At 74.6% G+C, this 22,745-nt stretch carries 20 protein-coding genes; 14 read left to right on the plus strand and 6 right to left on the minus strand.

Annotated elements, in window-relative coordinates; translation table 11 throughout:
• The first annotated feature begins 14 nt into the window (after positions 1–14).
• The 3 genes from ABTW87_RS07065 to ABTW87_RS07075 all read left to right on the plus strand — a co-directional run bounded on the left by ABTW87_RS07065 (position 15) and on the right by ABTW87_RS07075 (position 3,352).
• Complete coding sequence (locus ABTW87_RS07065) at positions 15–893, plus strand: branched-chain amino acid ABC transporter permease (protein ID WP_350649344.1); 879 nt, start codon at positions 15–17, stop codon at positions 891–893.
• Positions 890–1,996: a branched-chain amino acid ABC transporter permease gene (locus ABTW87_RS07070; protein WP_502891537.1), complete on the plus strand. Its 1,107-nt coding sequence runs from the start codon at positions 890–892 to the stop codon at positions 1,994–1,996. Before ABTW87_RS07065 ends, ABTW87_RS07070 begins: the two co-directional genes overlap by 4 nt.
• Positions 1,997–2,071: 75 nt before the next feature.
• Positions 2,072–3,352 (plus strand): ABC transporter substrate-binding protein, encoded by a 1,281-nt coding sequence (locus tag ABTW87_RS07075; protein WP_350649345.1) that lies wholly within the window; start codon positions 2,072–2,074, stop codon positions 3,350–3,352.
• Positions 3,353–3,442: 90 nt separating this feature from the next.
• Here the strand turns inward: ABTW87_RS07075 and ABTW87_RS07080 are convergent, their stop codons facing one another.
• Positions 3,443–4,663 (minus strand): acetyl-CoA C-acetyltransferase, encoded by a 1,221-nt coding sequence (locus tag ABTW87_RS07080; protein WP_350649347.1) that lies wholly within the window; start codon positions 4,661–4,663, stop codon positions 3,443–3,445.
• Positions 4,664–4,844: 181 nt separating this feature from the next.
• On the opposite strand from ABTW87_RS07080, the gene ABTW87_RS07085 reads away from it, so the two are divergent.
• The 3 genes from ABTW87_RS07085 to ABTW87_RS07095 all read left to right on the plus strand — a co-directional run bounded on the left by ABTW87_RS07085 (position 4,845) and on the right by ABTW87_RS07095 (position 9,585).
• Complete coding sequence (locus tag ABTW87_RS07085) at positions 4,845–6,065, plus strand: acyl-CoA dehydrogenase family protein (protein ID WP_350649349.1); 1,221 nt, start codon at positions 4,845–4,847, stop codon at positions 6,063–6,065.
• A 105-nt stretch (positions 6,066–6,170) separates the two neighbouring features.
• Complete coding sequence (locus tag ABTW87_RS07090) at positions 6,171–6,779, plus strand: TetR/AcrR family transcriptional regulator (RefSeq protein ID WP_350649351.1); 609 nt, start codon at positions 6,171–6,173, stop codon at positions 6,777–6,779.
• Positions 6,780–6,849: 70 nt separating this feature from the next.
• Positions 6,850–9,585, plus strand: coding sequence for a helix-turn-helix transcriptional regulator (locus ABTW87_RS07095; RefSeq protein WP_350649353.1), 2,736 nt, complete (start codon positions 6,850–6,852; stop codon positions 9,583–9,585).
• A 137-nt stretch (positions 9,586–9,722) separates the two neighbouring features.
• Here ABTW87_RS07095 and ABTW87_RS07100 read toward each other — a convergent pair whose 3' ends face one another.
• Positions 9,723–10,988, minus strand: coding sequence for an MFS transporter (locus ABTW87_RS07100; RefSeq protein ID WP_350649354.1), 1,266 nt, complete (start codon positions 10,986–10,988; stop codon positions 9,723–9,725).
• 91 nt (positions 10,989–11,079) lie between these two features.
• Between ABTW87_RS07100 and ABTW87_RS07105 the strand changes: the two genes are divergently transcribed.
• Entirely contained in the window at positions 11,080–11,700 is a 621-nt protein-coding gene (locus ABTW87_RS07105) for a CGNR zinc finger domain-containing protein (RefSeq protein ID WP_350649356.1), read from the plus strand.
• Positions 11,701–11,739: 39 nt separating this feature from the next.
• On the opposite strand, the gene ABTW87_RS07110 is transcribed toward ABTW87_RS07105, so the two are convergent.
• Genes ABTW87_RS07110 through ABTW87_RS07120 form a run of 3 tightly spaced genes read right to left on the minus strand, consistent with a single transcriptional unit; the run spans position 11,740 to position 14,943 of the window.
• Positions 11,740–12,819 carry an alcohol dehydrogenase catalytic domain-containing protein gene (locus tag ABTW87_RS07110; protein ID WP_350649358.1) on the minus strand — a complete coding sequence of 360 codons (1,080 nt, stop codon included), beginning with the start codon at positions 12,817–12,819 and terminating at the stop codon, positions 11,740–11,742.
• On the minus strand, positions 12,816–14,234 hold the full coding sequence (locus ABTW87_RS07115) for an aldehyde dehydrogenase family protein (RefSeq protein ID WP_350649360.1): 1,419 nt from the start codon (positions 14,232–14,234) through the stop codon (positions 12,816–12,818). Before ABTW87_RS07115 ends, ABTW87_RS07110 begins: the two co-directional genes overlap by 4 nt.
• A 43-nt stretch (positions 14,235–14,277) precedes the next feature.
• Complete coding sequence (locus tag ABTW87_RS07120; protein WP_350649362.1) at positions 14,278–14,943, minus strand: TetR/AcrR family transcriptional regulator; 666 nt, start codon at positions 14,941–14,943, stop codon at positions 14,278–14,280.
• 88 nt (positions 14,944–15,031) lie between these two features.
• On the opposite strand from ABTW87_RS07120, the gene ABTW87_RS07125 reads away from it, so the two are divergent.
• Genes ABTW87_RS07125 through ABTW87_RS07140 form a run of 4 tightly spaced genes read left to right on the plus strand, consistent with a single transcriptional unit; the run spans position 15,032 to position 18,608 of the window.
• The gene (locus ABTW87_RS07125) at positions 15,032–16,180 is read left to right on the plus strand and encodes an acyl-CoA dehydrogenase family protein (protein WP_350649364.1); all 1,149 of its coding nucleotides are present in this window, start codon (positions 15,032–15,034) and stop codon (positions 16,178–16,180) included.
• A gap of 13 nt (positions 16,181–16,193) precedes the next feature.
• Positions 16,194–16,952, plus strand: a complete 759-nt coding sequence (fabG, locus tag ABTW87_RS07130; RefSeq protein ID WP_350649365.1) for a 3-oxoacyl-ACP reductase FabG — start codon at positions 16,194–16,196, stop codon at positions 16,950–16,952.
• 31 nt (positions 16,953–16,983) lie between these two features.
• A complete protein-coding gene (locus ABTW87_RS07135) occupies positions 16,984–18,156 on the plus strand; it encodes an acyl-CoA dehydrogenase family protein (protein WP_350649366.1) in 1,173 nt (390 codons plus the stop codon).
• Positions 18,153–18,608: a MaoC family dehydratase gene (locus ABTW87_RS07140; RefSeq protein WP_350649367.1), complete on the plus strand. Its 456-nt coding sequence runs from the start codon at positions 18,153–18,155 to the stop codon at positions 18,606–18,608. The genes ABTW87_RS07135 and ABTW87_RS07140 overlap by 4 nt, the downstream gene beginning before the upstream one ends.
• Before the next feature lie 55 nt (positions 18,609–18,663).
• Here the strand turns inward: ABTW87_RS07140 and ABTW87_RS07145 are convergent, their stop codons facing one another.
• Positions 18,664–19,437 carry a peptidoglycan DD-metalloendopeptidase family protein gene (locus ABTW87_RS07145; protein WP_350649369.1) on the minus strand — a complete coding sequence of 258 codons (774 nt, stop codon included), beginning with the start codon at positions 19,435–19,437 and terminating at the stop codon, positions 18,664–18,666.
• A 400-nt stretch (positions 19,438–19,837) separates the two neighbouring features.
• Here ABTW87_RS07145 and ABTW87_RS07150 point away from each other — a divergent pair, with 400 nt between their 5' ends.
• From ABTW87_RS07150 to ABTW87_RS07160, 3 genes are read left to right on the plus strand one after another with little or no spacing between them, the layout of a single operon-like run.
• A complete protein-coding gene (locus ABTW87_RS07150; RefSeq protein WP_350649370.1) occupies positions 19,838–20,566 on the plus strand; it encodes a hypothetical protein in 729 nt (242 codons plus the stop codon).
• Positions 20,567–20,603: 37 nt separating this feature from the next.
• A complete protein-coding gene (locus ABTW87_RS07155; protein WP_350649372.1) occupies positions 20,604–21,740 on the plus strand; it encodes a glycosyltransferase family 2 protein in 1,137 nt (378 codons plus the stop codon).
• Complete coding sequence (locus ABTW87_RS07160) at positions 21,737–22,684, plus strand: lysylphosphatidylglycerol synthase domain-containing protein (protein ID WP_350649374.1); 948 nt, start codon at positions 21,737–21,739, stop codon at positions 22,682–22,684. Before ABTW87_RS07155 ends, ABTW87_RS07160 begins: the two co-directional genes overlap by 4 nt.
• The last annotated feature ends 61 nt before the right edge of the window (positions 22,685–22,745 follow it).

Consider the following 22,745-nt stretch of genomic DNA (forward strand, 5'->3'; position numbering starts at 1 on the left):
GGTAAGGAGGATCGTTGGACCGCTTCGTCTTCCTCACCCTCGACGGCCTGTCGAGGGGAGCGGTCTACGCCGCGTTCGCGCTCGCCCTGGTGCTCATCTGGCGCGCGGCGCGGATCGTCAACTTCGCCCAGGGGGCGATGGCGGTGGCCGCGGCGTACGCCGCCTACAGCGTCTCGGCCGCGACCGGCTCCTACTGGCTGGGCTTCGCCGCCGCGCTCGCCACCGGGCTGCTGCTCGGCGCCGTCGTGGACGTCGCCGTGATGCGTTTCGTGGACCACCGCTCGCCGTTGAACCCGGTGATCGTCGCGCTCGGGCTGGTCCTGCTGATCCAGGCCGTCCTCGGGATGGTGTACGGCAACGAGTTCCGGCCGGCGCAGACGCCGTTCAGCCGCACCGCGTTCACGATCGGCGGTGTCGCCGCGCTGTCCCCGTACGACGTGTTCGTCTTCGCCGCCGTCGGCGTGGTCGGGGCCGCCCTGGCCTGGATCTTCACCCGCACGGCCGTCGGCCTGCGGATGCGCGCCGCGGCGTTCGCGCCGGACGTGTCCCGCCTGCTCGGGGTGAACGTCGGCGGGATGCTGACCCTCGGTTGGGCGCTCGCCTCCGGGGTAGGCGCCCTCGCCGCCATGCTGGTCATCCCCACCGAGCTGGGCCTGCACCCGCACGCCATGGACCTGGTCTTCGTCTCCGCGTTCACCGCCGCGGTCGTGGGCGGGCTGGACAGCCCACCCGGCGCCATCGTCGGCGGCCTCGGGGTCGGGCTGCTGCTGTCGCACGTCAGCGGTTTCGCCGGCAGCGACCTCGTGCCCCTCGCGGTGCTGGTGCTGCTGCTGGCCGTGCTGCTGGTCCGCCCGGGCGGCCTGTTCGCCCCGGTCACGGCGAGGCGGGTGTGAGCGCCACCCGGGTGGCGGCCCCAGCCGCGAGCCGCACCGCACCCGAGGGGCCGGCCGGCCGGTGGCAGGTCCCGACCCTGGTACGCCACCTCGGCATCGCGGTCGCCGCCGCGCTGGCGCTTGTCGCGGTCAGCTACGGCCTGGAGCCGTTCCGGAACTTCCAGCTCGCCACCGTCGCCGCCTACCTGTGCGCGACCGCCGGGCTGACCGTCCTCACCGGACTCAACGGGCAGCTCTCGCTCGGGCACGGGGCGCTGATGGCGGTCGGCGCGTACACCGTCGCGCTGAGCCAGGACGCCTTCGCCGAGCGGGGGGTCACCGCCGGCGGGACCCTGGTCGTCTCGCTGCTCGCGGCCGTGCTGGTCACGGTCGCGGTCGGCGCCGTCGTCGGCGCGGCCGCCGCCCGGCTGCGCGGCCCTTACCTGGCGGGCGTCACCCTCGCTGTCGCGGTGGTGGCGCCGGCGCTGACCGTCACCTTCGCCGGGGTCTTCAACGGCGAGCAGGGGCTGGCCGTCCCGGTCGCGCCGCCACCGGAGGCGCTCGGGGTGTACTTCCCGTACGAGCGGTGGCAGCTCTGGGTCGCCGGGTCGGCGACGCTGCTCTGCCTGGTGCTGCTGGGCAACCTCGTGCGCAGCCGGTACGGCCGCACGTTCCGCGCGGTCCGCGACGACGAGGTCGCCGCCCGGCTCGCCGGGATCCACGTCGCCCGCACGCAGGTTCTCGCCTTCGTGGTCAGCGCGGCCGGTGCCGGCCTCGGCGGCGCGCTGCTCGCGGTGCTGGCCCAGAGCGTCTCGCCGGGCGCGTTCTCCCTGACGCTGTCGCTGTTCCTGCTCATGGCGGTCGTCATCGGTGGGCTCGGCCGGCTCGCCGGCGCGCTGTGGGGCGCCGCCCTGCTGGTCGCCCTGCCCGACCTGACGCACACCCTGACCGATCTGCTGACCCTGTCCCCGGCGGCGGCGCAGCGGCTGGAGGGCAACCTCCCGCTGGCGATCTTCGGGATCACCCTGATCGTCGTCATGATCGCCGCGCCCGGCGGCGTGCAGGGCCTGCTGTCGCGTGCCGTCGCGACCCTGCGTGCCCGCCTGCCGGGCCGCCGTTCCTGACACCGTCCCGGCCGCCGGCCGGGACGCGACCCACCCACCCACCAACAGAACCGGACCGAGAAAGGTCGGTGCACCATGCGACGCAGCGCACGACGCGGTCTCGCGATCGCCACCTCCATCACCCTGCTCATCACCGCCACGGCGTGCAGCTCCGACGACGGTGGCTCCGGCCGCGGACCGGTCCCCGGCGTCACCGACACCGAGATCGTCGTCGGCACCCACATGCCACTGACCGGTCCCGCCTCGGCGGGCTACTCGAAGATCGCACCGGCCACCAAGGCGTACTTCGACTACGTGAACGCCAACGGCGGCGTGCACGGCCGGAAGATCACCTACAAGGTCATGGACGACGGGTACAACCCGGCGAACACCCAGCAGGTCGTCCGCCAGCTGGTCCTGCAGGACAAGGTCTTCGCCATCCTCAACGGGCTCGGCACCCCGACCCACAGCGGCGTCCTCGACTTCCTGCACAGCAACCGGGTGCCCGACCTGTTCGTCGCGTCCGGCAGCCGCAGCTGGGACCAGCCCGACCGCTACCCGAACACGTTCGGCTTCAACACCGACTACACCGTCGAGGGCAAGATCCTGGCGAACCACGTGAAGACCACGCTGCCAGGCAAGAAGGTCTGCTTCCTCGGGCAGAACGACGACTTCGGCCGCGACAGCCTCGCCGGGGTCGAGAAGGTGCTCGGTGCGGAGGCCGTGGTCGCGCGGGAGACCTACGTCACCAGCAACACAAACGTGGCTCCCCAGATCGGGAAGTTCAAGGCGGCCGGCTGCGAGGTCGTCGTCCTCGCCACCGTGCCGGGCTTCACCGCCCTGTCCATCGGCACGGCCGCCCGACTGGGCTTCCGGCCGCAGTGGGTGGTGTCCAACGTGGGCTCCGACCACCCGACCCTGGCCAAGCAGCTCGGCGACGCGGCCGGCCTGCTGGAGGGCATGGTCGGCATCAACTACCTGCCGATGCAGACCGACACCGCCAACCCGTGGATCCAGCTGTTCACGAAGGTCAACCAGGAGCACAACGGGAACGCGCCGTTCGACGGCAACACCGTCTACGGCATGGCGGTGGGCTACCTCTTCGTCCAGGTGCTGCTCGCCGCCGGCAAGGACCTCACCCGCGAGAAGCTCGTCGAGGCGGTCGCGAAGGGCGGTTTCCAGGGTCCCGGACTGGCGCCGCTGCGGTTCTCCGCCACCGACCACTCCGGCTACGGCGGCGGTCGCCTGACCCGGGTCAGCGGGGGAGTGCAGGCCTACTTCGGGGCGGCGTACGAGACCGACGAGGGCGACGGTGCGGTCAACGAGTACACCGCGCCGCCGGTGGCACCGCCGGCCAACGGGGTGCCGACCACCTGACGTGTGGGTCGCCGGGCGGGGTTCGCGCACCCGCCCGGCGCGGCCACGACACCCCATCGCTTGTGCAGGCGATCGACCATCGATCGGCCGTCAGCTGAGCCGTTCGATGATCATCGCCATCCCCTGACCGCCGCCCACGCACATCGTCTCCAGGCCGACCTGCCGGTCGTGCCAGCGCAGCGAGTTGATCAGGGTGGTGGTGATCCGGGCGCCGGTCATGCCGAAGGGGTGCCCCACGGCGATCGCGCCGCCGTTGACGTTCAGTCGGTCCCAGTCGACGCCCAGCTCCTCGGCGCTCGGCACGACCTGTGCCGCGAAGGCCTCGTTGATCTCCACCAGGTCGACGTCGCGGATGGACATCCCGGCCCGGCGCAGTGCCCGCCGGGACGCCTCGACCGGCCCCAGGCCCATGATCTCCGGGGACAGGGCGGAAAGGCCGGTGGCGACGATCCGGGCCAGCGGCGTGATCCCCAGCTCCCGGGCGCGTACGTCGGACATGACCACGAGCGCGGCCGCCCCGTCGTTGAGCGGGCAGCTGTTGCCGGCCGTGACGGTGCCGTCGGGCCGGAACACCGGCTTGAGCGCGGCCACCGCCTCCAGGGTGGTCCCCGGCCGGGGGCCGTCGTCGGCGGTGACCACCCGGCCGCCCGGCGTGGTGACCGGGGTGATCTCCCGGGCCCAGAACCCGGCCTCGATGGCCGCCTCGGCGAGGATCTGCGACCGTACGGCGAACTCGTCCTGCCGCTGCCGGGAGATCCCGCGCAGTTGTGCCACGTTCTCCGCCGTCTGCCCCATCGCGACGTACACGTCCGGCAGCTCGCCGTCGTGGCGCGGGTCGTGCCACGGCGGCGCGTCGCTCTCGGCGCGGGTCGCCGTGCGGACGAGGGCGTCGGCGAACGCCGGGTTGGTGGTGCCGGGACGACCGTCGGCGCGGCCGGCCCCGTACCGGGAGACGCACTCCACGCCGGCCGAGACGAAGGCGTGGCCCTCGCCGGCCCGGATCGCGTGCAGCGCCATCCGGGTCGTCTGCAGCGACGACGAGCAGTACCGGTTGACGGTCGTGCCGGGCAGGTGGTCGAAGCCGAGCAGGGTGGCCACCACCCGGGCGAGGTTGTGGCCCTGCTCGCCGGCCGGCTGCCCGCAGCCGAGCATCAGGTCGTCGATCTCGGTGGGTGCCAGCTGCGGCACCTGGTCGAGGGCGGCACGCACGACGGTGGCGGCCAGGTCGTCGGCGCGCAGGTCGCGCAGGGAGCCCCTGTTCGCGCGCCCGATCGGTGACCGGGCGGCGGCCACGATGACGGCTTCCGGCATGGCGGAGGTCCTTCCTGGAGTACGCGATGATAGTTGCACTGACAGTGCAAGCAATCGACGACGATGTCAATCAGTCCGCCTCGTGGTCATCGTCACCGCCGTTGACGCGCGTCGAGGCGTCGCCATAAAGTCTGCACCGCCAATGCAAAATCCGGCTGACCGCGCGGACCCGGAGGCGTCGATGGACTTCCGCTACGACCAGACCACCGAGCGGCTGCGCGAGAGCCTGCTGCGCTTCATGGACGAGTGCGTCCACCCGGCCGAGCCCGTGCTCGCGCGGCAACTGCCCGAGCGGGAGGACCCCTGGGGGGTCGCGCCGGTGGTCCTCGAGCTGCAGGCCGAGGCCCGCCGGCGGGGCCTGTGGAACCTCTTCCTGCCCGGCGAGCACGGCGCCGGCCTGACCAACCTCCAGTACGCGCCCCTCGCCGAGATCACCGGCCGGTCCCCGGCGCTCGCCCCGGCGGCCCTCAACTGCGCCGCGCCGGACACCGGCAACATGGAGTTGCTGGCGCTGTTCGGCTCGCCGGACCAGCGGCGGCGCTGGCTGGTCCCGCTGCTGGACGGGCGGATCCGGTCGGCGTTCGCGATGACCGAGCCGGCGGTCGCCTCCTCCGACGCGACGAACATCGCCACCCGGATCGAGCGCGCCGGCGACGGGTACGTGGTCAACGGCCGCAAGTGGTTCGTCACCGGGGCGATGGACCCGCGCTGCGCGGTGTTCGTCGTGATGGGCCGGTCGGACCCGTCCGCCCCGCGGCACCGCCAGCACAGCCAGATCCTGGTGCCTCGGGACACCCCGGGCGTCACGGTCCGCCGGGGCATGCTCGCCTTCGGGTACGACGACAGCGACCACGGCGGCCACGCCGAGGTCGACTTCGTCGACGTCCGGGTGCCGGCGGACCACCTCATCGGTGCGGAGGGCTCCGGATTCGCCATCTCCCAGGCGCGGCTCGGTCCGGGGCGGGTGCACCACTGCATGCGCCTGCTGGGTATGGCCGAGCGGGCCATCGAGCTGATGTGCCGCCGGGTGACCGACCGGCACGCGTTCGGCGCACCCCTCGCGGAGCAGGGCGTCGTCCGGGACTGGATCGCCGAGGCCCGGGTCCGCGTCGAGCAGGCCCGGCTGCTCGTGCTCAAGACCGCCTGGCTGATGGACACCGTCGGCAACCAGGCCGCGCACGCCGAGATCCAGGCCATCAAGATCGTGGTGCCGGCGGCCGTCGAGTGGATCCTCGACCGGGCCATCCAGGCCCACGGCGCGGCCGGCGTGAGCCAGGACACGCCCCTGGCCGGGCTCTGGTACCGGGCCCGGGCCCTGCGGCTGGCCGACGGTCCGGACGAGGTGCACCGGCAGGCGCTCGCCCGCCGCGAGCTGCGCCGCCACCGGCCACCGGCCGGGTGACGGCGGCGACCCGAGGGCCGCCGCCGGCGCCGTCGCGGCTCGACCGGGCACGACGACCAAGGCCCTAGACTCGGCGTGCGGACAACGCGAAGGAGGCGGGCGGGGATGGGCAGGGCCGAGGCCCCGGGTCGGGTCGACGGGCGTACGGCCCGCGCCGAGCGCACCCGGGCGGCGATCGTCGAAGCGCACCTCGCCCTCATCTCGGAGGGGGACCTGCGGCCGACCGGTGAGCGCATCGCCGAGCGCGCGGGCATCTCGCTGCGCACCCTCTGGACCAACTTCAAGGACATGGAGACGCTCTTCGAGGCCAGCGGTGTGGAGGTGCTGCGCCAGCAGGACGCCGCGTGGCGGCCGATCCCACCGGAGCTTCCGCTGGCCAAGCGGGTCGACGCGTTCTGCCGGCAGCGGGCCAAGCTGCTCCAGCTGATCGCCCCGTCGGCGCGGGCCGCCCAGATGCGCGAGCCGCTGTCCGCGCAGTTGCACCGCAACCGGCTCAAGCACATCGAGCGGGTGCGCGAGGAGGTCGAGGTGTTGTTCGCCGCCGAGCTGGAGCGGGCCGGCGCGGGGCGGGAGCAACTGGTGCACGCCCTGGTCGCGGCGAGCACGTGGTCGGCCTGGTCGATGCTGCGCGACGGGCTGGGCCTCGGTGTGGACCAGGCCCGCGCGGTGATGGCCCGCACCGTGGGCGCCCTGCTCGCGGACGCCGGGCGCTGACCGGTTCCGTCGCCCTCTTTCCAACCGGTTACCGATAGGTGAAACTTGATGCATGGTTAATGCATCGACAGTGCAGATAACCGTGCTGCGGGGTCGGGACGACGAGTGCCGGGCGATCCGGTCCCTGCTCGACGGGCCGGCCGGGGGAGCGCTGCTGCTGCACGGCGAGCCCGGCTCCGGCCGCAGCACCCTGCTCGCGTACGCGCACCGCCACGCCGTCGCCCGCACCGTGCTGGCCGGCAGCGGGCTGCCCGACGAGGCGTCGCTGCCGTATGCGGGACTCCAGCGGCTCCTCGGCCCGGTGCTGCACCGGGCCGACGCGCTTACCGAGCGGCAGCACCGCGTGCTGCGGCGCGCGCTTGCCGGCGAGGGTTGCCCCGAGGACGACCGGCTCGCCCTGTCGGTGGCGGTGCTCGGCCTGCTCGCCGTGACCGCCCGGGAGCAGCCGGTGCTGTGCACGGTGGACGACGTCGACGCCGGCGACCGCCCCACCGCGCAGACGCTCGCCTTCGTCGCCCGGCGGCTGCGCGGCCTGCCGGTCACCGTCCTGCTGACCGCCCACGGCGACACCGACGCGGCCGGCATACCCGCCCAGCGGCTGCGCCCGCTCGACGAGGACGACAGCCACCGCCTGCTCGCCGACGCCCGGCCCGGCCCGCGGCCGCCCGCGCCGGTCCTCGCGGCGCTGACCGCGGTCGGCGCGGGCAACCCGCAGGCCCTTGTCGACCTCGCCGGCACCCTGACGCCCGGCCAGTGGCACGGGCAGGAGCCGCCGCCCGACGCGCCACCGGCGGACGGTGCGCTCGCCGGGGCGTACCGCTCGGTGCTGGACCGGCTGCCGGGCGACACCCGCCGGGTGCTGCTGCTGGCCGCCCTCGCCGGTGAGACCGACGGCACGATCGTGAACCGCGCCGCCCGGGCCGCCGGCAGCACGGTCGAGGCGCTCGCCCCGGCCGAGGCCGGCGGCCTGGTCCGCGTCGACCCGGCCGGTCGGGTCACGTTCCCGCTACCGCTCGCCCGCCGCATGGTCGAGGTGACCGCGTCGCTGGCCGACCGGCGTGCCGCCCACCTGCTGCTCGCCGGGGCGCTCGACGCGTGCGGCCGGCGACTGCACCGGGCCCTGCACCTGGCCGCCGCCGCCGACGGCCCCGACCCGGGGCTCGCGGCCGAGCTGGAGCAGGCCGCCGCAACCGGCGCGGACGACCGGGCCGCCGCCTCATCGGCGCTGGCCCGTGCCGCCGACCTCAGCGACGACGCGACCCGTGCCGCCACCCGGCGGGTCACCGCCGCCCGGTACGCCTGGATGGCCGGGCGGCCCGACCAGGCTCGCGTGCTGCTGCACGCCCTGCCCGCCGTTCCGGCCGACCCGACCGTCACCGGCCGGGCCGACCTGCTGCGCGGCGAGATGCAGCTACGGTGCGAATCGCCGTCGGCCGCGCTGACCACCCTGCTGGCCGCCGCCACGACGCTGGCCGGCACGGACCGCACCGCGGCGTTGGTCGCGCTGCTGCGGGCCGGCGAGGCCATCTGCTTCTCCGGCGACCAGTACCGGTACGCCGAGGTGGCGCGCCGGGTGTCCGCGCTGCGCCGCGACGGCGACCCGCCGGAGGCCGAGCTGCTGGCCACCCTCGCCACCGGCGTGGCCGCCACGCTGCGTGGCGAGCACCAGCAGGGCGGGCCGCTGCTGCGCCGCGCCGTCGTCCTCGGCGGCCGGCTGTCCGGAGCCGCGCTGACACCCACCGCGCTGACCGGCGCGGCGGTGGCCGGCCTCCTGGTGGCCGTGGACGCCGCCGCGCACCGGCTCGCCGACGGCGCCGTGGACCTGGCCCGCGCCACCGGTGAGCTGTCCCTGCTGCCGCGGGCGCTGGAGCTGCGCGCGATGACCGAGTACTGGCTCGGCCGCCACGACGCGGCGGCGGACAGCTGCCGGGAAGGGCTGCGGGTGGCCCGGGCCGGCGGCCAGCACACCTGCGCCGGCGTACACCTGGGTCTGCTGGCGGTGCTCGCCGCGGTGCGGGCCGAGCGGGACACCGCCCTGCGACACGTCGCCGGGATCGGCGACACCGCCGTCCCGGGCAGTCGCCCGTACGCCCTCGCCCAGTGGGCGCTGGGGGTGCTCGACCTGGTCGACGGCCGGCACGCCGACGCGGCCGACCGGCTCGCCGCGCTGGCCCGTCCCGGCACCGGCCGGGGTCAGGTCCTGGTCCAGGTGATGGCCACCCCGCACCTGGTGGAGGCCGCCGCCCAGCTGGGTCACCACGCCCGCGCCCGGGCCGCCCTCGCCGTCTTCGACAGGTGGGCCAGCAGCACCGCCAGCCCGTCCCGCCGGGCGCTGTCCGCCCGGTGCCACGCCCTGTTGGCCCCGCGCGGCAGCGCCGAGGCCGAGGAGCACTTCCGCGCCGCGCTGCGGCTGCACCCGGCCGACGCCGCCACCTTCGAGCGGGCCCGCACCGAGCTGCTCTTCGGCCGTGAGCTGCGTCGCTGCCGGCGGCCCCGCGACGCCCGTGCCCACCTGCACCATGCCCGCCAGACGTTCACCCTGCTCGGTGCGGAGACGTGGGCGGAACAGGCGACCGCGGAGCTGCGGGCGGCGGGGGAGTCGGTCGGCGTCCCGGCGCGCCCGGCGGCGCAGCTGCTGACCGGCCAGCAGCTGCGGATCGCCCACCTGGTCGCCTCGGGCGCCACCAACCGGGAGGTCGCGACCCAGCTGTTCCTGTCCACCCGGACGGTCGACCACCACCTGCGCAACATCTTCCACCGGCTCGGCGTGCGCTCCCGCACCGAGCTGGCCCGCGTACTCGGCTGAGACGGGGTCGTGACCGACTCGAGGCGGGCGGCAGCGTGGCGCCGTGACGAGCACCCGCGGCGGCGTCCGCCGATCCGGCCCGGACTGACAAGACCCGGCCGCTCTGCCGTCCTCGGCCCATCCGCCCCGCCGTCGGCTCAGCGAGGACTCGGATCGACGGAGGGCACGGACGCCGGACGCTCCGGTGTGGCGGCGGCTGACCTGGTGGCGGCCGGTGCCGACAGGGGGTCGCCCCGATGGCGGCGCGGTGAGCCGGCAGCGGGCGGGATGAGCCGTTCACCGAGTGCGAGCAGCAGAGCGAGGATGCCGAGCAGGGCGCCGACAAGCGCCGTGCCGTGCACCCCGTGACGTGCCACGGTGAGCCCGCCGACCAGGGCGCCACCGGCGATGCCGAGGTTGACGGCGGCGGAGAGAGTGGCGGCGGCGAGGTCCGAGCGCCCGGGTGCCACCTGGAGCACGAGACCGCCGAGCGATGCGGTGAACGCGGCGAAGGCCAGCCCGGCCAGCGCCAGCAGCGCGACGGACGCCGCCGGATGGTGGCCGAGCGGGTGGAGCCCGAGCAGCGCCACCGACTGCAGCGCGACGGCGGCGACCAGGGCGAGCCACGGGTCGCGGTCGGCCACCGTGCCGACGGCGAGGATGCCGACCACGCTGGCGATGCCGCGTGCCAGCAGGATGGCCCCGACCGACGAGGCGGCGAACCCGCTGACCTCGGTGACGAACAGCGCGACGTAGGTGTAGGCGGCGATCGCCCCGGCGGTGGTCAGGACGGCCACCGCGACCAGCAGCCAGAAACGGCGGGCGTCGGGTGTCGCACCGCGGGCGGCGTGTCCCTGGTCGGGTGGCGCCGAGGGCAGCAGCGCGGCCACCGTGACGAACACGATCGCGCCGAGCGCCGCCACCGCCAGGAACGCGGCCCGCCAGCCGGCGCGCTCGCCCAGCCAGGTGCCGGCCGGCACGCCGAGGACCAGAGCGACGTTGCCGCCGGCGAACACGATCGCGACCACCCGCCCGCGAAGGCCGGGTCGGAACAACTCGGCCGCGGCCGGCACCACGACCGCCCAGAACAACGCATGCGTCGCGGCGGTCGCCAGTCTGGCCGCCAGTACCAGCGCGAAGGTTTCCGCGAACACCGTGGTCAGCGTGCTGACGACGAAGCCGGCCAGGAGCGCCGACAGCAGCCGCCGCCGGGGGACCCGCCGGGCCAACGCCGTCAACGGCACCGAGGCGACGAGGACCAGTGCCCCGTACGCGGTGACGAGCACGCCCACGCGCGACGGCGGGACGGACAGGTCCGTGGCCATCGGGAGCAGCAGCCCGACCGGCAGCGCCTCGGCGGTGGTGTAGAGGAACGTCCCGCCGGCCAGGCCGATCAGCGCCCCGACCGCCCTTCTGTGGCCCATCCGGCCCTCCCCGTGTTACCGGCTAACGCGCTAACAGTGGAATCAGGCTATCGAGAGGGACCGGTCGGGGCAACTGGTAAAGTCGGTTTCGATGGAAACAACCGAGGACGTCACGCGGATGCGCCTGGTCGGCGGCAACCTCGCCCTGGACTTCGTCAACACCCGCACCGGTCCACCGGCTGGACCGCCCGACGACGACGTGCTGACGGGCTACCCCGCGCTTGTCGCCTGGGGCCGGTACGCGGGCGTCCTCGCCGAGGCGGAGGCGGCGGCGCTGCGCCGGTCGGCCCGCGACGATCCACGTCAGGCGCGCGCCGCCCTCGCCCGAGCGCTCCGCGCCCGCGACCACCTCGACGAGGTGTTCCGCCCGCTGGCCGCCGGACGCGATCCGGCCGTGCCCGCACTGGCCCGCCTCCGCGACGACGAGGCGGACGCGCTCCGGCACGCGCGGCTCGACCGGGGCAGCGCGTTCCTCTGGACCTGGCGGGACGACCACACCCTCCTCCGGCCACTGCGGCCGGTGGTGCACGCGGCGGTCCACCTGCTCACCACGGGAGCGCTGAATCGGATCAAAGGCTGCGCGGGCTGCCGGTTCGTCTTCTACGACGAGAGCAAGAACCGCAGTCGCCGCTGGTGCAGCATGGACGACTGCGGCACCGCCGAGAAGGTCCGGCGTTACGTCGCGGCGCGGCGCACCCGCTCGACACCGTGACGACGCGGCGGCGGTTCGCAGGCCGGCGCGGTCACCGGATCACCGGCCGAACAGCACCACCGTCCGGGCGCCCTCGCCGCGCGCCATCCGTTCGAACGCCGCCGGCGCCTCCGCCAACGTGACCCGGTCGGTGATCAGCGCAGCGGGGTCGAGCGTGCCGTGGAGAACCGCCCGGGCCAGCTCGGGAACGTCCCGGTCCGGGTCCGAGGAGCCGTACACCGATGAGCGCAGCGTGCGCGCCGAGTGGAAGATGTCCAGGGCGCTGAGGCCGACGACGTCGTCCTTCGCGCCCATCCCCACCACGGTGACTTGACCGCCACGGCGGGCGGCCCGCCACGCGGCGCGGATGGTCGTGCTCCGCCCGACGCACTCCAGCGCGTGGTCGACCCCGCGGCCCGCGGTCAGCCGCCGCACCGCCCGGCTGAGCGAGTCGTCGCCGAGCAGGAAGTCGGTGGCTCCCGCGGCGCGGGCCAGCCCCTCCTTCGCCGGTGACACGTCGACGGCGATCACCGGGTCGGCACCGGCCGCCCGGGCGGCGGAGACCGCCGACAGGCCCACCCCGCCGAGGCCGATCACGGCCACCGACTCGCCCGGGGCGACGGCGGCGGTGCGGCGTACCGCGCCGACACCGGTGAGCACGGCGCAGCCCAGCAGCGCCGCCGCCTCGAAGGGCAGCTCGGCCGGCACCGGGATGACCGCGCGCTCGGGCACCACCACGGCCTCGGCGAGCGCGCCCAGGCCGAGCGTGACGTGCAGCGCCTCGCCGCCGGTGGTGCGGCCGCCGGGGGCGGCCGGGGCGCCGGTGCGCTCGCACAGCCACGGCTCCCCGTGCCCGCAGTGCCAGCAGTCCCGGCACGGCGGCGCCCAGTTGAGCACCACGTGCGTACCGGGAGCGACCCGGCGGACGTCGGCGCCCACCTCGGTCACCACACCGGCCGCCTCGTGCCCGAGCACCAGCGGGTACGGCGGCGCGAGGGTGCCGTCCACCATGGACAGGTCGGAGTGGCAGACCCCGGCGGCGCGGATGTGCACCCGTACGTCGGCGGGCCCGAGCACCGGCGGCTCGATCTCCTCGACCCGGGGTGGCCCGCCGGCCGCCCGGACGACCAGGCCCCTCATCGCTGGATCGCCTTGGTCTGCAGGAACTCCTCCAGCCCGTACCGGCCCAGCTCCCGGCCGAGGCCGGACTGCTTGTAGCCGCCGAACGGGGCGAGCGGGTTGAACGGGGCGCCGTTGACGTCCACCGCGCCGGTCCGCATCCGCCGCGCGACCCGCAGCGCCCGCTCCTCGTCGCCGGACCAGACCGCGCCGGCCAGCCCGTACCGGGAGTTGTTGGCGACCGTGACGGCGTGCTCGTCGTCGTCGACCGGGATGACCGCGAGCACCGGCCCGAAGACCTCCTCCTGGGCGAGTGCGCTGTCCGGGTCGACGTCCGCGATGACGGTGGGCGCGACGAAGAATCCCCGGTCGGGCAGGGGCGCGTCGGGCCCGCCGGCGACGAGCCGGCCACCGTCGGCGAGGGCGCGGGTGACGTGCTCGCGGACCCGGTCGCGCTGGGCGGCCGAGACGAGTGGGCCGAGCCGGGTGGCCGGGTCGAAGGGGTCGCCGGGGCGGTAGCCGTCGGCCGCCTTCGCCACGAGGGTGACCGCCTCGTCGTAGCGGGAGCGGTGCACCAGCATCCGGGTCCAGGCGGTGCAGGTCTGGCCGGAGTTGAGGAACGCGTTGCCGACGCCGACCTTCACCGCGGTGGCCAGATCGGCGTCGTCGAGGATGACGTTCGCCGACTTGCCGCCCAGCTCCAGGGCGACCCGGGCGATCCGGTCGGCGGCCAGGTGCGAGATGCGGCGGCCGGTGGCGGTGGAGCCGGTGAAGGAGACCAGGTCGACGTCCGGGTGGGCGGCGAGCGCCTCGCCGACAACCGGCCCGGTGCCGGGAACCAGGTTCACCACACCGGGCGGGAAGCCGGCCTCGTCGACGGCGTCGAAGAGCAGGTACGCGGTCAGTGGCGTCAGTTCGCTGGGCTTGAGTACCACCGGACAGCCGGCGGCGAGCGCGGGGGCGAGTTTGGCCATCACCTGGTGCAGCGGGTAGTTCCACGGGGTGATGGCGCCGACCACGCCGACCGGCTCCCGGACGACGAGGGAGTTGCCGACCCGTTCCGGCGCCGGCGGGTGGGCGGCCAGGTCGACGTAGCTGCGCAGCACGGTCAGCGGCAGGCCGGCCTGGACGCGGGTGGCCACCTTGAGCGGCGTGCCCAGCTCCAGCGCGACGGTCCGGGCGATCTCGTCGGCCCGGGTGGTCAGCGCGGCGTGCAGCCGGTCGAGGGCGGCGGCCCGGTCGGCGGGCGGGGTGTCGGCCCAGCCGGTGAAGGCGGCCCGGGCGGCGGCGACGGCGCGGTCCACGTCGTCCGCCGAGCCCGCCGGGACCGTCGCGAGCACGGCCTCGGTGGTCGGGTTCTGCACCTCGAGGGTCTGGCCGGAGGAGCCGGGGACCCAGCGCCCGTCGAGGTAGATGTCGGTCCGTGCGAGATCCATGCCGCCCCTCACGTCGCCAAAACTAGCGGTGCAAGTTTCGACTCTAGTACGCCGCGTCGCCGGGCGGGAGGGGTGGCAGCGGCCCCACGGTCGCCTCGTACGTGCGCGACAGCCCGTCGACAAGCGCGTCCAACCCGAGCATGAACGCTCCCTCGTCCACCTGGTCCTGGTGCTCGGCGAGCCGGTGGGCCTGGGTCAGGTGCGGGTACTGGTCGGCGTAGAGCGACGGGTCGCCGACGAACCCGCGCGCGAACGACCCCAGCGCCGAACCGGCCACGAAGTACCGCATCAGCGCGCCGATGTGGGTGGCCCGTGCCGGCGGCCAGCCCGCCTCGACCAGCCCGCCGTAGACGGCGTCGGCCATCGCGAGAGCCGCCGGTCGCCGCCCCGGGCCCTGGGCCAGGTACGGCACGATGTGCGGGTGCGCGGCGAGCGCCGCCCGGTAGGAGCGACCCCACCGGCGCAGCGCCACCCGCCAGTCGACCCGGCCGAAGAACGACACGTCCACCTGGGACGTGATGCTGTCGGCGACCGCGTCGAGGATCTCGTCCTTGGTCGCGAAGTGGTTGTACAGCGACGGTCCGCGTACCCCCAGCTCGGCCGCGAGCCGGCGGGTGGAGAACCCGGCCAGCCCTTCGGCGTCGATCAGCGCGGCGGCGGCCTCGACGATCCGCTGCCGGCTCAGCAGCGCCTGTCGTGGCCGGGGCATCTCGTCCTCCTCTGCTCGGGCGTCTGTCGCGAACTCTGCCACAGCCGGGTCTGGACAGAATAAAACTTGCAGCGCTAGTTTACCGTCCATGGACCTCCAGCTCTCCGCCGAACAGGCGGCGGTCCGCCGGCTCGCGGCGGACTTCGTCGACCGCGAGGTGCTGCCGCACGCAGCGGAGTGGGACCGCCGCGAGTCGATCGATCCGGGCATCGTCGGAAAGCTCGGCGAGGTCGGTTTCCTGGGCCTGACCGTCCCGGTGGAACACGGCGGCTCCGGTGGGGACCACCTCTCGTACTGCCTGGTCCTGGAGGAGTTGGGCCGGGGCGACTCGGCCGTGCGCGGCATCGTCTCGGTCTCCCTCGGTCTGGTCGCCAAGTCGATCGCCGCGCACGGCACCGCCGAGCAGCGGGAGCGCTGGCTGCCCGCGCTCTGCTCCGGCGCCGCCCTCGGCTGCTTCGCCCTCACCGAGCCGGACAGCGGCTCGGACGCCGCCGCGCTGGCCACCCGGGCGGTCCGCGACGGCGACGACTGGCTGATCACCGGCCGGAAGACCTTCATCACCAACGGCACCACCGCCGACGTCGCCCTCGTCCTCGCCCGCACCGGCGGTCCCGGGCACCGCGGCATCACCGCGTTCCTGGTGCCGACCGGCGCGCCCGGGTTCGGCCGCCGGGAGATCCACGGCAAGCTCGGCCTGCGCGCCCAGGCCACCGCGGAGCTGGTCCTCGACGGGGTCCGCGTGCCGGACTCCGCCCGGCTCGGCGACGAGGGCGGCGGCTTCCGGCTCGCGCTCGCCACCCTCGCCAAGGGACGGATGTCCGTCGCCGCCGGCTGCGTCGGCATCGCCCAGGGCTGCCTGGACGCCGCCGTCGGGTACGCCGGCCAGCGCACCCAGTTCGGCAAGCCGATCGCCGGGCACCAACTGGTGCAGCAACTGCTCGCCGCCATCGCGGTCGACACCGCCGCCGCCCGCCTGCTGGTGTGGCGGGTGGCCGACCTGATCGACCGGGGCGAGCCGTTCGCCACCGAGGCGTCGATGGCGAAGCTCTTCGCCAGCGAGGCCGCCGTCCGCGCGGCCAACGACGCGATCCAGGTCTTCGGCGGGTACGGCTACATCGACGAGTACCCGGTCGGCAAGTACCTGCGCGACGCCCGCGTCGCCACCCTCTACGAGGGCACCAGCCAGATCCAGCAACTGCTCATCGGCCGGGCGCTCACCGGCGTCAACGCCTTCTAGACAGGGGAGAACCGTGACCAGACTCGCCGACCGGACCGCCGTCGTCACCGGCGCGGCGCAGGGCATCGGGGCGGCCACCGCGCACCGGCTCGCCGCGGAGGGCGCCGCCGTCGCCGTGGTCGACCTCGCCGAGGACCGCGCCCGGGCCGTCGCCGACGAGATCGTCGCCACCGGCGGCCGGGCGGTCGGGATCGGCTGCGACGTGACCGACCCCGACGCGGTCACCGCGATGACCACCCGCGTCGTCGAGGCGTACGGTGGGCTGCACGTGCTTGTGAACAACGCCGGCATCACCCGTGACAACCTGCTGTTCAAGATGCCGCTGCCGGAGTGGGAGGCGGTGCTCACGACGAACCTCACCAGCATGTTCCTCTGCTGCCGGGCGGCGCAGGAGCACATGGTCGCCGCCCGGTACGGCCGGATCGTCAACCTGAGCAGCCGGTCCGCCCTCGGCAACCGCGGCCAGGTCAACTACGCCGCCGCCAAGGCGGGCGTGCAGGGCCTCACCGCCACCCTGGCGATCGAGTTGGGCCCGTTCGGCGTCACCGTGAACGCGGTCGCCCCCGGCTACGTGGCGACCGCCATGACGGCCGCCACCGCCGAGCGGGTCGGCGCCACGCCGGAGGCGCACCAGAAGTGGGCCGCCGAGCACACGCCGCTGCGCCGGGTCGCCCAGCCGTCCGAGATCGCCTCGGTGATCGCCTTCCTGGCCAGCGACGACGCCTCGTACGTCACCGGACAGACCTTGTACGTCAACGGCGGGGCCCGCTGACGCCACCGCACCACGAGCACCGGGAGGGGACATGGACTTCGCGCTCTCCGAGGAGCAGCGGGCCATCCGGGACACGACCCGCGACTTCATCCGCCGGGAGGTGATGCCGCTGGAGCCGGAACTGCTGCGCCGCGAACGGGCCCACCGGCCCGGCCTGGAACGCAGCGAGCTGCGGGAACTCCAACTCAAGGCGCGGCGGTTCGGCTTCTGGGGGCTGGCCACGCCGCAGGAGTACGGCGGGATGGACCTGCCTGCGGTCACCCAGTCGCTGATCTGGACCGAGATCGGCCGGTCGTTCGTGCCGTTCCGTTTCGGTGGGGAGGCGGACAACATCCTCTTCCACGCCACCGAGGAGCAGAAGAAGGAGTTCCTGATCCCGACGATCGAGGGCGAGCGGGTCTCCTGCTTCGCCATCACCGAGCCGGGCGCCGGCTCGGACGCGGCGAACATCAAGCTGCGCGCCCGGCGCGACGGCGACGACTGGATCCTCGACGGCGAGAAGACCTTCATCACCAACGGCCACGACGCCGACTTCACGATCGTCGTCGCGGTGACCGACCCCGACAAGGGCGCCCGGAACGGCGGGGCCACTGCCTTCCTCGTGGACCGGGCCATGGGCTGGCGGTCCGAGTTCATCCAGACGATGGGCGAGGGCGGGCCGGCGTCGCTGATCTTCGACGGCGTACGGGTGCCGCACCGCAACATCCTCGGCGAGGTCGGTCAGGGCTTCAACCTCGGCATGGAGTGGATCGGCAAGGGCCGTTACACCATCCCGTCCCACGCGATCGGCATCGCCGAGCGGGCCCTGCAGATGGCGATCGAGTACGCCAACACCCGGGAGACCTTCGGCGCGAAGATCGGTACCAACCAGGCGATCCAGTGGATGATCGCCGACTCCGAGACCGAGCTGGAGGCCGCCCGCTGGCTGGTGCTGCGCGCGGCGTGGACGGTCGACGCCGGCCACGATCCCCGGCACGCCTCCTCGATGGCGAAGCTCTACGGCGCGGGCATGGTGAACCGGGTCGTGGACCGGGTGCTCCAGATCCACGGCGGCATGGGCTACACCCGGGAACTGCCGATCGAACGCTGGTACCGGCAGGTGCGCCTCTACCGCATCTTCGAGGGCACCGACGAGATGCAGCGGCTCATCATCGCCCGCGACCTGCTGCGCGGCTACACGAAGGTGGGGGCACACCTCGCATGAGGACCTTCCGTACCCTCGACGAGCTGGCCGCCGCGGCCGGCGAGACCCTCGGCCCCGGCCCCTGGTACCCGGTCGACCAGCGCCGGGTCGACCTGTTCGCCGACGCCACCGACGACCACCAGTGGATCCACCTCGACCCGGAGCGCGCCGCCGCCGGACCGTTCGGCGGCACGATCGCCCACGGCTACCTCACCCTGTCGCTGCTGCCGGCGCTGGTGTCGCGCCTCTACCGGGTGGCGGGCGTGCGGATGGGGGTGAACTACGGGCTCAACCGGGTGCGGTTCCCCGCGCCGCTGCGGGTCGGCGCCTCGGTGCGCGCCACCGCCGTCCTGGCCGGGATCACCCCGGTGGGCGACGGCGCGGTGCAACTGGTCGCGGCGGTCACCGTCGACAGCGACACCGGCGACAAGCCGGTGTGCGTCGCCGAGACGGTCAGCCGCCTGTACGCGTGAAAGGAAGGGCCCCTTGTTAACGCCTGGCGTTGTACAAGGGGCCCCTCCAATCACCTCAGCACCGGGGGACGTTCGGGATGTACCCGTCGTGCCCGGTGTAGACGTAGGCGTCGGCGATGAACCGGCCGGCGCCGATCCGGTCCCAGATCGAGCTGGTGCCGTACGTGCCGGTGACCGTGGTGCCGCTGGTCTGGCACTGGATGGTGACGGTGGTGCCGTCGGCGACGGTGCCCACGGCCGCGTACCCGGTGCCGGGGCCGGAGCGCACCGTCAGCGGGGTGCCGCTGGTGTTGACGGTGCCGGTCGCGGTGCCGCCGCCACAGCCGTTGTCGCTGGTGTACGTCTTGGTGCCCCAGTACAGGGCCAGCGCCCCGTTGAACCGGACCTGGATGTCGTTGCCGTTGAGCCGCTGCTCGTAGTGCAGGTGCGGGCCGGTGGAGCCGCCGGTGCTGCCGACCCAGCCGATGACCTTGCCGTAGCCGACGGACTGCCCGACGGAGACGTTGAAGCCGTTGAGGTGCGCGTAGTAGGTCGTGTAGCCGTTGCCGTGGTTGATCCGGACGTACTTGCCGTAGCTGGTGCCGCCGAGGTCGGTCACCCGGTCGACGGTGCCGGGCGCGCTGGCCACCACCGGGTCGCCGAGGTCGTCGGTGCGGTTGAAGTCGATGGCGTACGCCGGGCTGTGGTTGCTGCGGGTCTGCCCGGACCAGGACTGGCCGCACTTGAAGGGGACCTTGAACGTCGGCGCGGCAGCCGCCGGGGCGGCCGGCAGCAGCACGCCGAGGGTGAACAGAGCGGTCGCGAGCACGCCGATCCACCGTTTGCCCATCCAACACCTCCTATGTTGAAAACCTTCGATCTAAGATCTAAGACTGACGGATTTCGCCACGGAAGGGAAGAGGGCACGCCCGCGGGCCGGTCGGTACGCTGACCGGCCCACGGTTCGGCGGTGTCACGCGGTCGGGGAGCCCGGGCGGGCGGATGCGCCGGGACGGGTCGCCGCGGCGGTTCGGGTACGGCCCCAGTGGGTGTCGGGGTGAGCCAGCGCCATCACGGTCTCTCCTTGTCTTCGGTCGCTACGACTGACCCGAGCAGACGGTCCGGCGCCATCGCCGCGCTATCGTCCGACTTTCGCCGCCGGGCGGCGCGGGCGCCGGCGATGGCGGGCCGAAAGCCGGACAATGGCCCGCCCTGCGACGGTGCGCCTCTTTCCCGAGACGGGAGCGGCGATGAACGCGGCGGACGCGATCCTGTATCTCGACGACCGGACCACCGGTCTGCTCCTCGACCGGTTCGATCCGGTCCGGACGGTCGCCCGGGCGCTCGCCGCGCCGGCGCCCGGGCCGCTGTGCGCCCGCCGCGCCGCCGACGTGACCGTCGTCGCGACCGCCCCGACGGGACGGGTGGCCTGCCTGATCTCCTCGGCAGACCTGCGACGGCTGCCGCTCGGCTGCGTGGTGGCGGCCCTCGCGCGGGCCCTGCTGCGCCGGCCGGTCCCGCTGGTCGGGCTGCTCGGCGACGCCCACTGCGAGGCCACCTACCTGCGACCGCTGGTGGCCGCGCTGCCGCCGGGCAGTCAACTGGCCGTGTGCCGGCCCGGTCCGGCACCGGCGACGTCCGTCCCCGGCGGCCCCGCCGTGACGCGCCGGCGGGGCGGTGTCGCCGTCACGGTCACCCGGGCGGCGGCCGAGGCGCTGCGCGGCGCCGACCTGGTGATCGTGACGGCCCCGCCGCCGGTCCGCCTCGACCCGCGGTGGCCGGCGGCGGGCGCCGCGCTGCTGGACGTCACGGGTGTCACGCCGAACGCCGGTGGCCTTGCCGGGACCGCCGCGCTGCCGTGGCCGGGAGTCCGGCACCGGGTGACCCGGGCGGAGGTGGCGACCGCGACCACCGCCCTGGCCGGCGAGGTGTACCGGGTGGCGGTCGAGAGCGGCGCCGGGACCTGGTTGCCCCGGTGATAACGCATCGATAGCGGTGCCGCCTTGACTGCCCGCCATGAGCGTGACCGTCTCGGTCGTGATACCGAACCACAACTACGAGAAGACCCTCGCCCGCTGCGTCCGGTCGGTGCTGGAGCAGACCCGCCGGCCGGACGAGGTGATCGTCGTCGACGACGGCAGCACCGACTCGTCCCGGGAGATCGCCCGGAGCCTGCCCTGCACGCTTGTCGAGCTGCCGGGCAACCGCGGTGTCTCCGCGGCCCGCAACGCCGGGATCGCCGCCAGCAGCGGTGACGTCGTCTTCTTCCTCGACTCGGACGAGGCGCTGGAGCCGGACGCGATCGCCAACGCGCTCGATCTGCTCGCCGCCGACCCACCGGACGCGGACCCGCCGCTCGGCTGCGTGCACGGTCTGATCGCCCCGGAACCGCTGATCGACGACGGCCCGGTGGAGTGGTACCGGGTGCTGCACGCGTACTGGTGGCGGCGGCGTGCGGTGGGGGAGGGCCGTACGGCGTTCTTCGCCCAGGCCGCCGTTCCCCGTCGGGTGCTCGACGACGTCGGCCCGTTCGACGAGCGGCTGCGGGACTCCGAGGACCTGGAGTACAGCGACCGCCTCGCTCCCCGCTACCGGATCCTGCTGACCGACCGGGTCGTCGCCCGCCACGACGAGGTGGACCGGCTGGGACCGTTGTTGACCGAGCAGTTCCGCCGCTCGCAGCTGCTCGTACCGACCGTGCTGGCGGCCCGCCGGCCGGGCGCCGCGAGCCTGACCGCGAACCGGCCGGCGGGCGTGGCCGCCGTCGCGGCCGCCGTGGCCACCCTGCCGATGGCCGTCGCCGCGCCGGCGCTCGCCGTCGTGCCGTTGACGTTCCTCGCCCTGTTCGCCGCCGCCGACCCCGGCCTGTGCCGGTTCGTCGCCCGGCGCCGGGGTGTCCGCTTCCTCGCCTACTTCCTGACGGTTCACCTGCTGGTGCACCTGGCGCTGCTGGCCGGGGCGGCACTCGGCGGGGTGCGCTGGCTGGCCCGCCGCCGACCGGCCGCGCAGCCAGCGGCACCGGCCCGTGCCGCCACGGCACCAGCGGCACCGGCCCGTGCGGCCACGTCGCCAGCGGCGCCGGCCCGTGCCACGGCGCCGGCCGCAACCGCCCGCCGGCCGTGGCCCGCCGGGCGGTATGGGAGCCCGCGGTGACCCGGGATCGGCTGCGCCGGCTGCTCGGTCCGCTCGTGGTCGTCGCGGCGCTGGTCGGTCTGGCGCTGGTGCTGCGCCGCGACGGCGCCGAGGCCGCCCGGACCCTGCTTCGCGCCGAGACCGCCCCGCTGCTGGCGGCCGCCGTGTCGGCAAACCTCGCCGGCCTGCTGCTCGGCCGCTACGCCTGGCAGGTGCTGCTCGCCGGCCGGATGACCGGGCCGACGGCCGCCCGGGTGTTCTTCCTCGGTCAGCTCGGCAAGTACCTTCCCGGACGGGTGTGGGGCGTGCTCACCCACATCGAGCTGGGCCGCGCCGCCGGTGTGCCGGGTGCCCGGATGGCGTCGGCGTACCTGGTGAGCCTCGCCCTGACGCTGCTCACCGGTGCCGGGGTCGGCCTGCTCGCCGCGCCGGCCGCCCTCGGCGGCCGTCCCGCGTGGTGGCTGGCGGCCCCGCTGCTGCTCCTGCTCGCGTGCACCGCCGTGCCGGCGCTGGTGACCGCACCGGTCGCGGCGGCGAGCCGGCGGCTACGCCGTCCGGTGCGGCCGCCCGCGCCCCGGCTGGTCCGGTACGCGCTGGGCCTGGCGACCCTCTCCTGGCTGGTGTCCGGCCTGCACCTGTGGGCGCTTGTGGTGGCGCTGGGCGCCCCGCCGCTGGCCGCCGCGGCGCCGGCCGTCGGCGCGTTCGCCCTCGCCACCGTCGCCGGCAGCCTCGCGCTGCTGGTGCCCGACGGCTGGGGGGTGCGCGAGGTGACCATCCTCGCCGCCCTGGCCGCCGTCCTGCCCCTCGGACCGGCCGGCGCCGCCGCCGTCGCCAGCCGGGTCGTCTGCGTCCTCGTCGAGATCACCACGTCGCTTGTGGTGCTCGCCTGGGCCCGGATCCGCACGTCCGTCCCCTCCACCGAACCGACGGGAGAACCGAATGCCCCCGAACCTGCTCACCCTTGACGACGCCGAACGTCTCGACGTCGGCGAGGTCCACGACCTGTACCGGCGGTACGTCAACCGT

The organism is Micromonospora sp. NPDC126480 (genome assembly GCF_040302465.1).
Classification (GTDB): domain Bacteria; phylum Actinomycetota; class Actinomycetes; order Mycobacteriales; family Micromonosporaceae; genus Micromonospora.

What these genes read in the sequence shown, in the direction of transcription:
- ABTW87_RS07085 (WP_350649349.1), top strand. Translation starts at nt 4,845, where the DNA reads ATGGACTTCCGCTACGACCAGACCACCGAGCGGCTGCGCGAGAGCCTG.
- ABTW87_RS07105 (WP_350649356.1), top strand. Translation starts at nt 11,080, where the DNA reads ATGGAAACAACCGAGGACGTCACGCGGATGCGCCTGGTCGGCGGCAAC.
- ABTW87_RS07080 (WP_350649347.1), bottom strand. Translation starts at nt 4,663, where the DNA reads ATGCCGGAAGCCGTCATCGTGGCCGCCGCCCGGTCACCGATCGGGCGC.
- ABTW87_RS07075 (WP_350649345.1), top strand. Translation starts at nt 2,072, where the DNA reads ATGCGACGCAGCGCACGACGCGGTCTCGCGATCGCCACCTCCATCACC.
- ABTW87_RS07090 (WP_350649351.1), top strand. Translation starts at nt 6,171, where the DNA reads ATGGGCAGGGCCGAGGCCCCGGGTCGGGTCGACGGGCGTACGGCCCGC.
- ABTW87_RS07110 (WP_350649358.1), bottom strand. Translation starts at nt 12,819, where the DNA reads ATGAGGGGCCTGGTCGTCCGGGCGGCCGGCGGGCCACCCCGGGTCGAG.
- ABTW87_RS07140 (WP_350649367.1), top strand. Translation starts at nt 18,153, where the DNA reads ATGAGGACCTTCCGTACCCTCGACGAGCTGGCCGCCGCGGCCGGCGAG.
- ABTW87_RS07100 (WP_350649354.1), bottom strand. Translation starts at nt 10,988, where the DNA reads ATGGGCCACAGAAGGGCGGTCGGGGCGCTGATCGGCCTGGCCGGCGGG.
- ABTW87_RS07155 (WP_350649372.1), top strand. Translation starts at nt 20,604, where the DNA reads ATGAGCGTGACCGTCTCGGTCGTGATACCGAACCACAACTACGAGAAG.
- ABTW87_RS07135 (WP_350649366.1), top strand. Translation starts at nt 16,984, where the DNA reads ATGGACTTCGCGCTCTCCGAGGAGCAGCGGGCCATCCGGGACACGACC.
- ABTW87_RS07125 (WP_350649364.1), top strand. Translation starts at nt 15,032, where the DNA reads ATGGACCTCCAGCTCTCCGCCGAACAGGCGGCGGTCCGCCGGCTCGCG.
- ABTW87_RS07120 (WP_350649362.1), bottom strand. Translation starts at nt 14,943, where the DNA reads ATGCCCCGGCCACGACAGGCGCTGCTGAGCCGGCAGCGGATCGTCGAG.
- ABTW87_RS07150 (WP_350649370.1), top strand. Translation starts at nt 19,838, where the DNA reads ATGAACGCGGCGGACGCGATCCTGTATCTCGACGACCGGACCACCGGT.
- ABTW87_RS07145 (WP_350649369.1), bottom strand. Translation starts at nt 19,437, where the DNA reads ATGGGCAAACGGTGGATCGGCGTGCTCGCGACCGCTCTGTTCACCCTC.
- ABTW87_RS07115 (WP_350649360.1), bottom strand. Translation starts at nt 14,234, where the DNA reads ATGGATCTCGCACGGACCGACATCTACCTCGACGGGCGCTGGGTCCCC.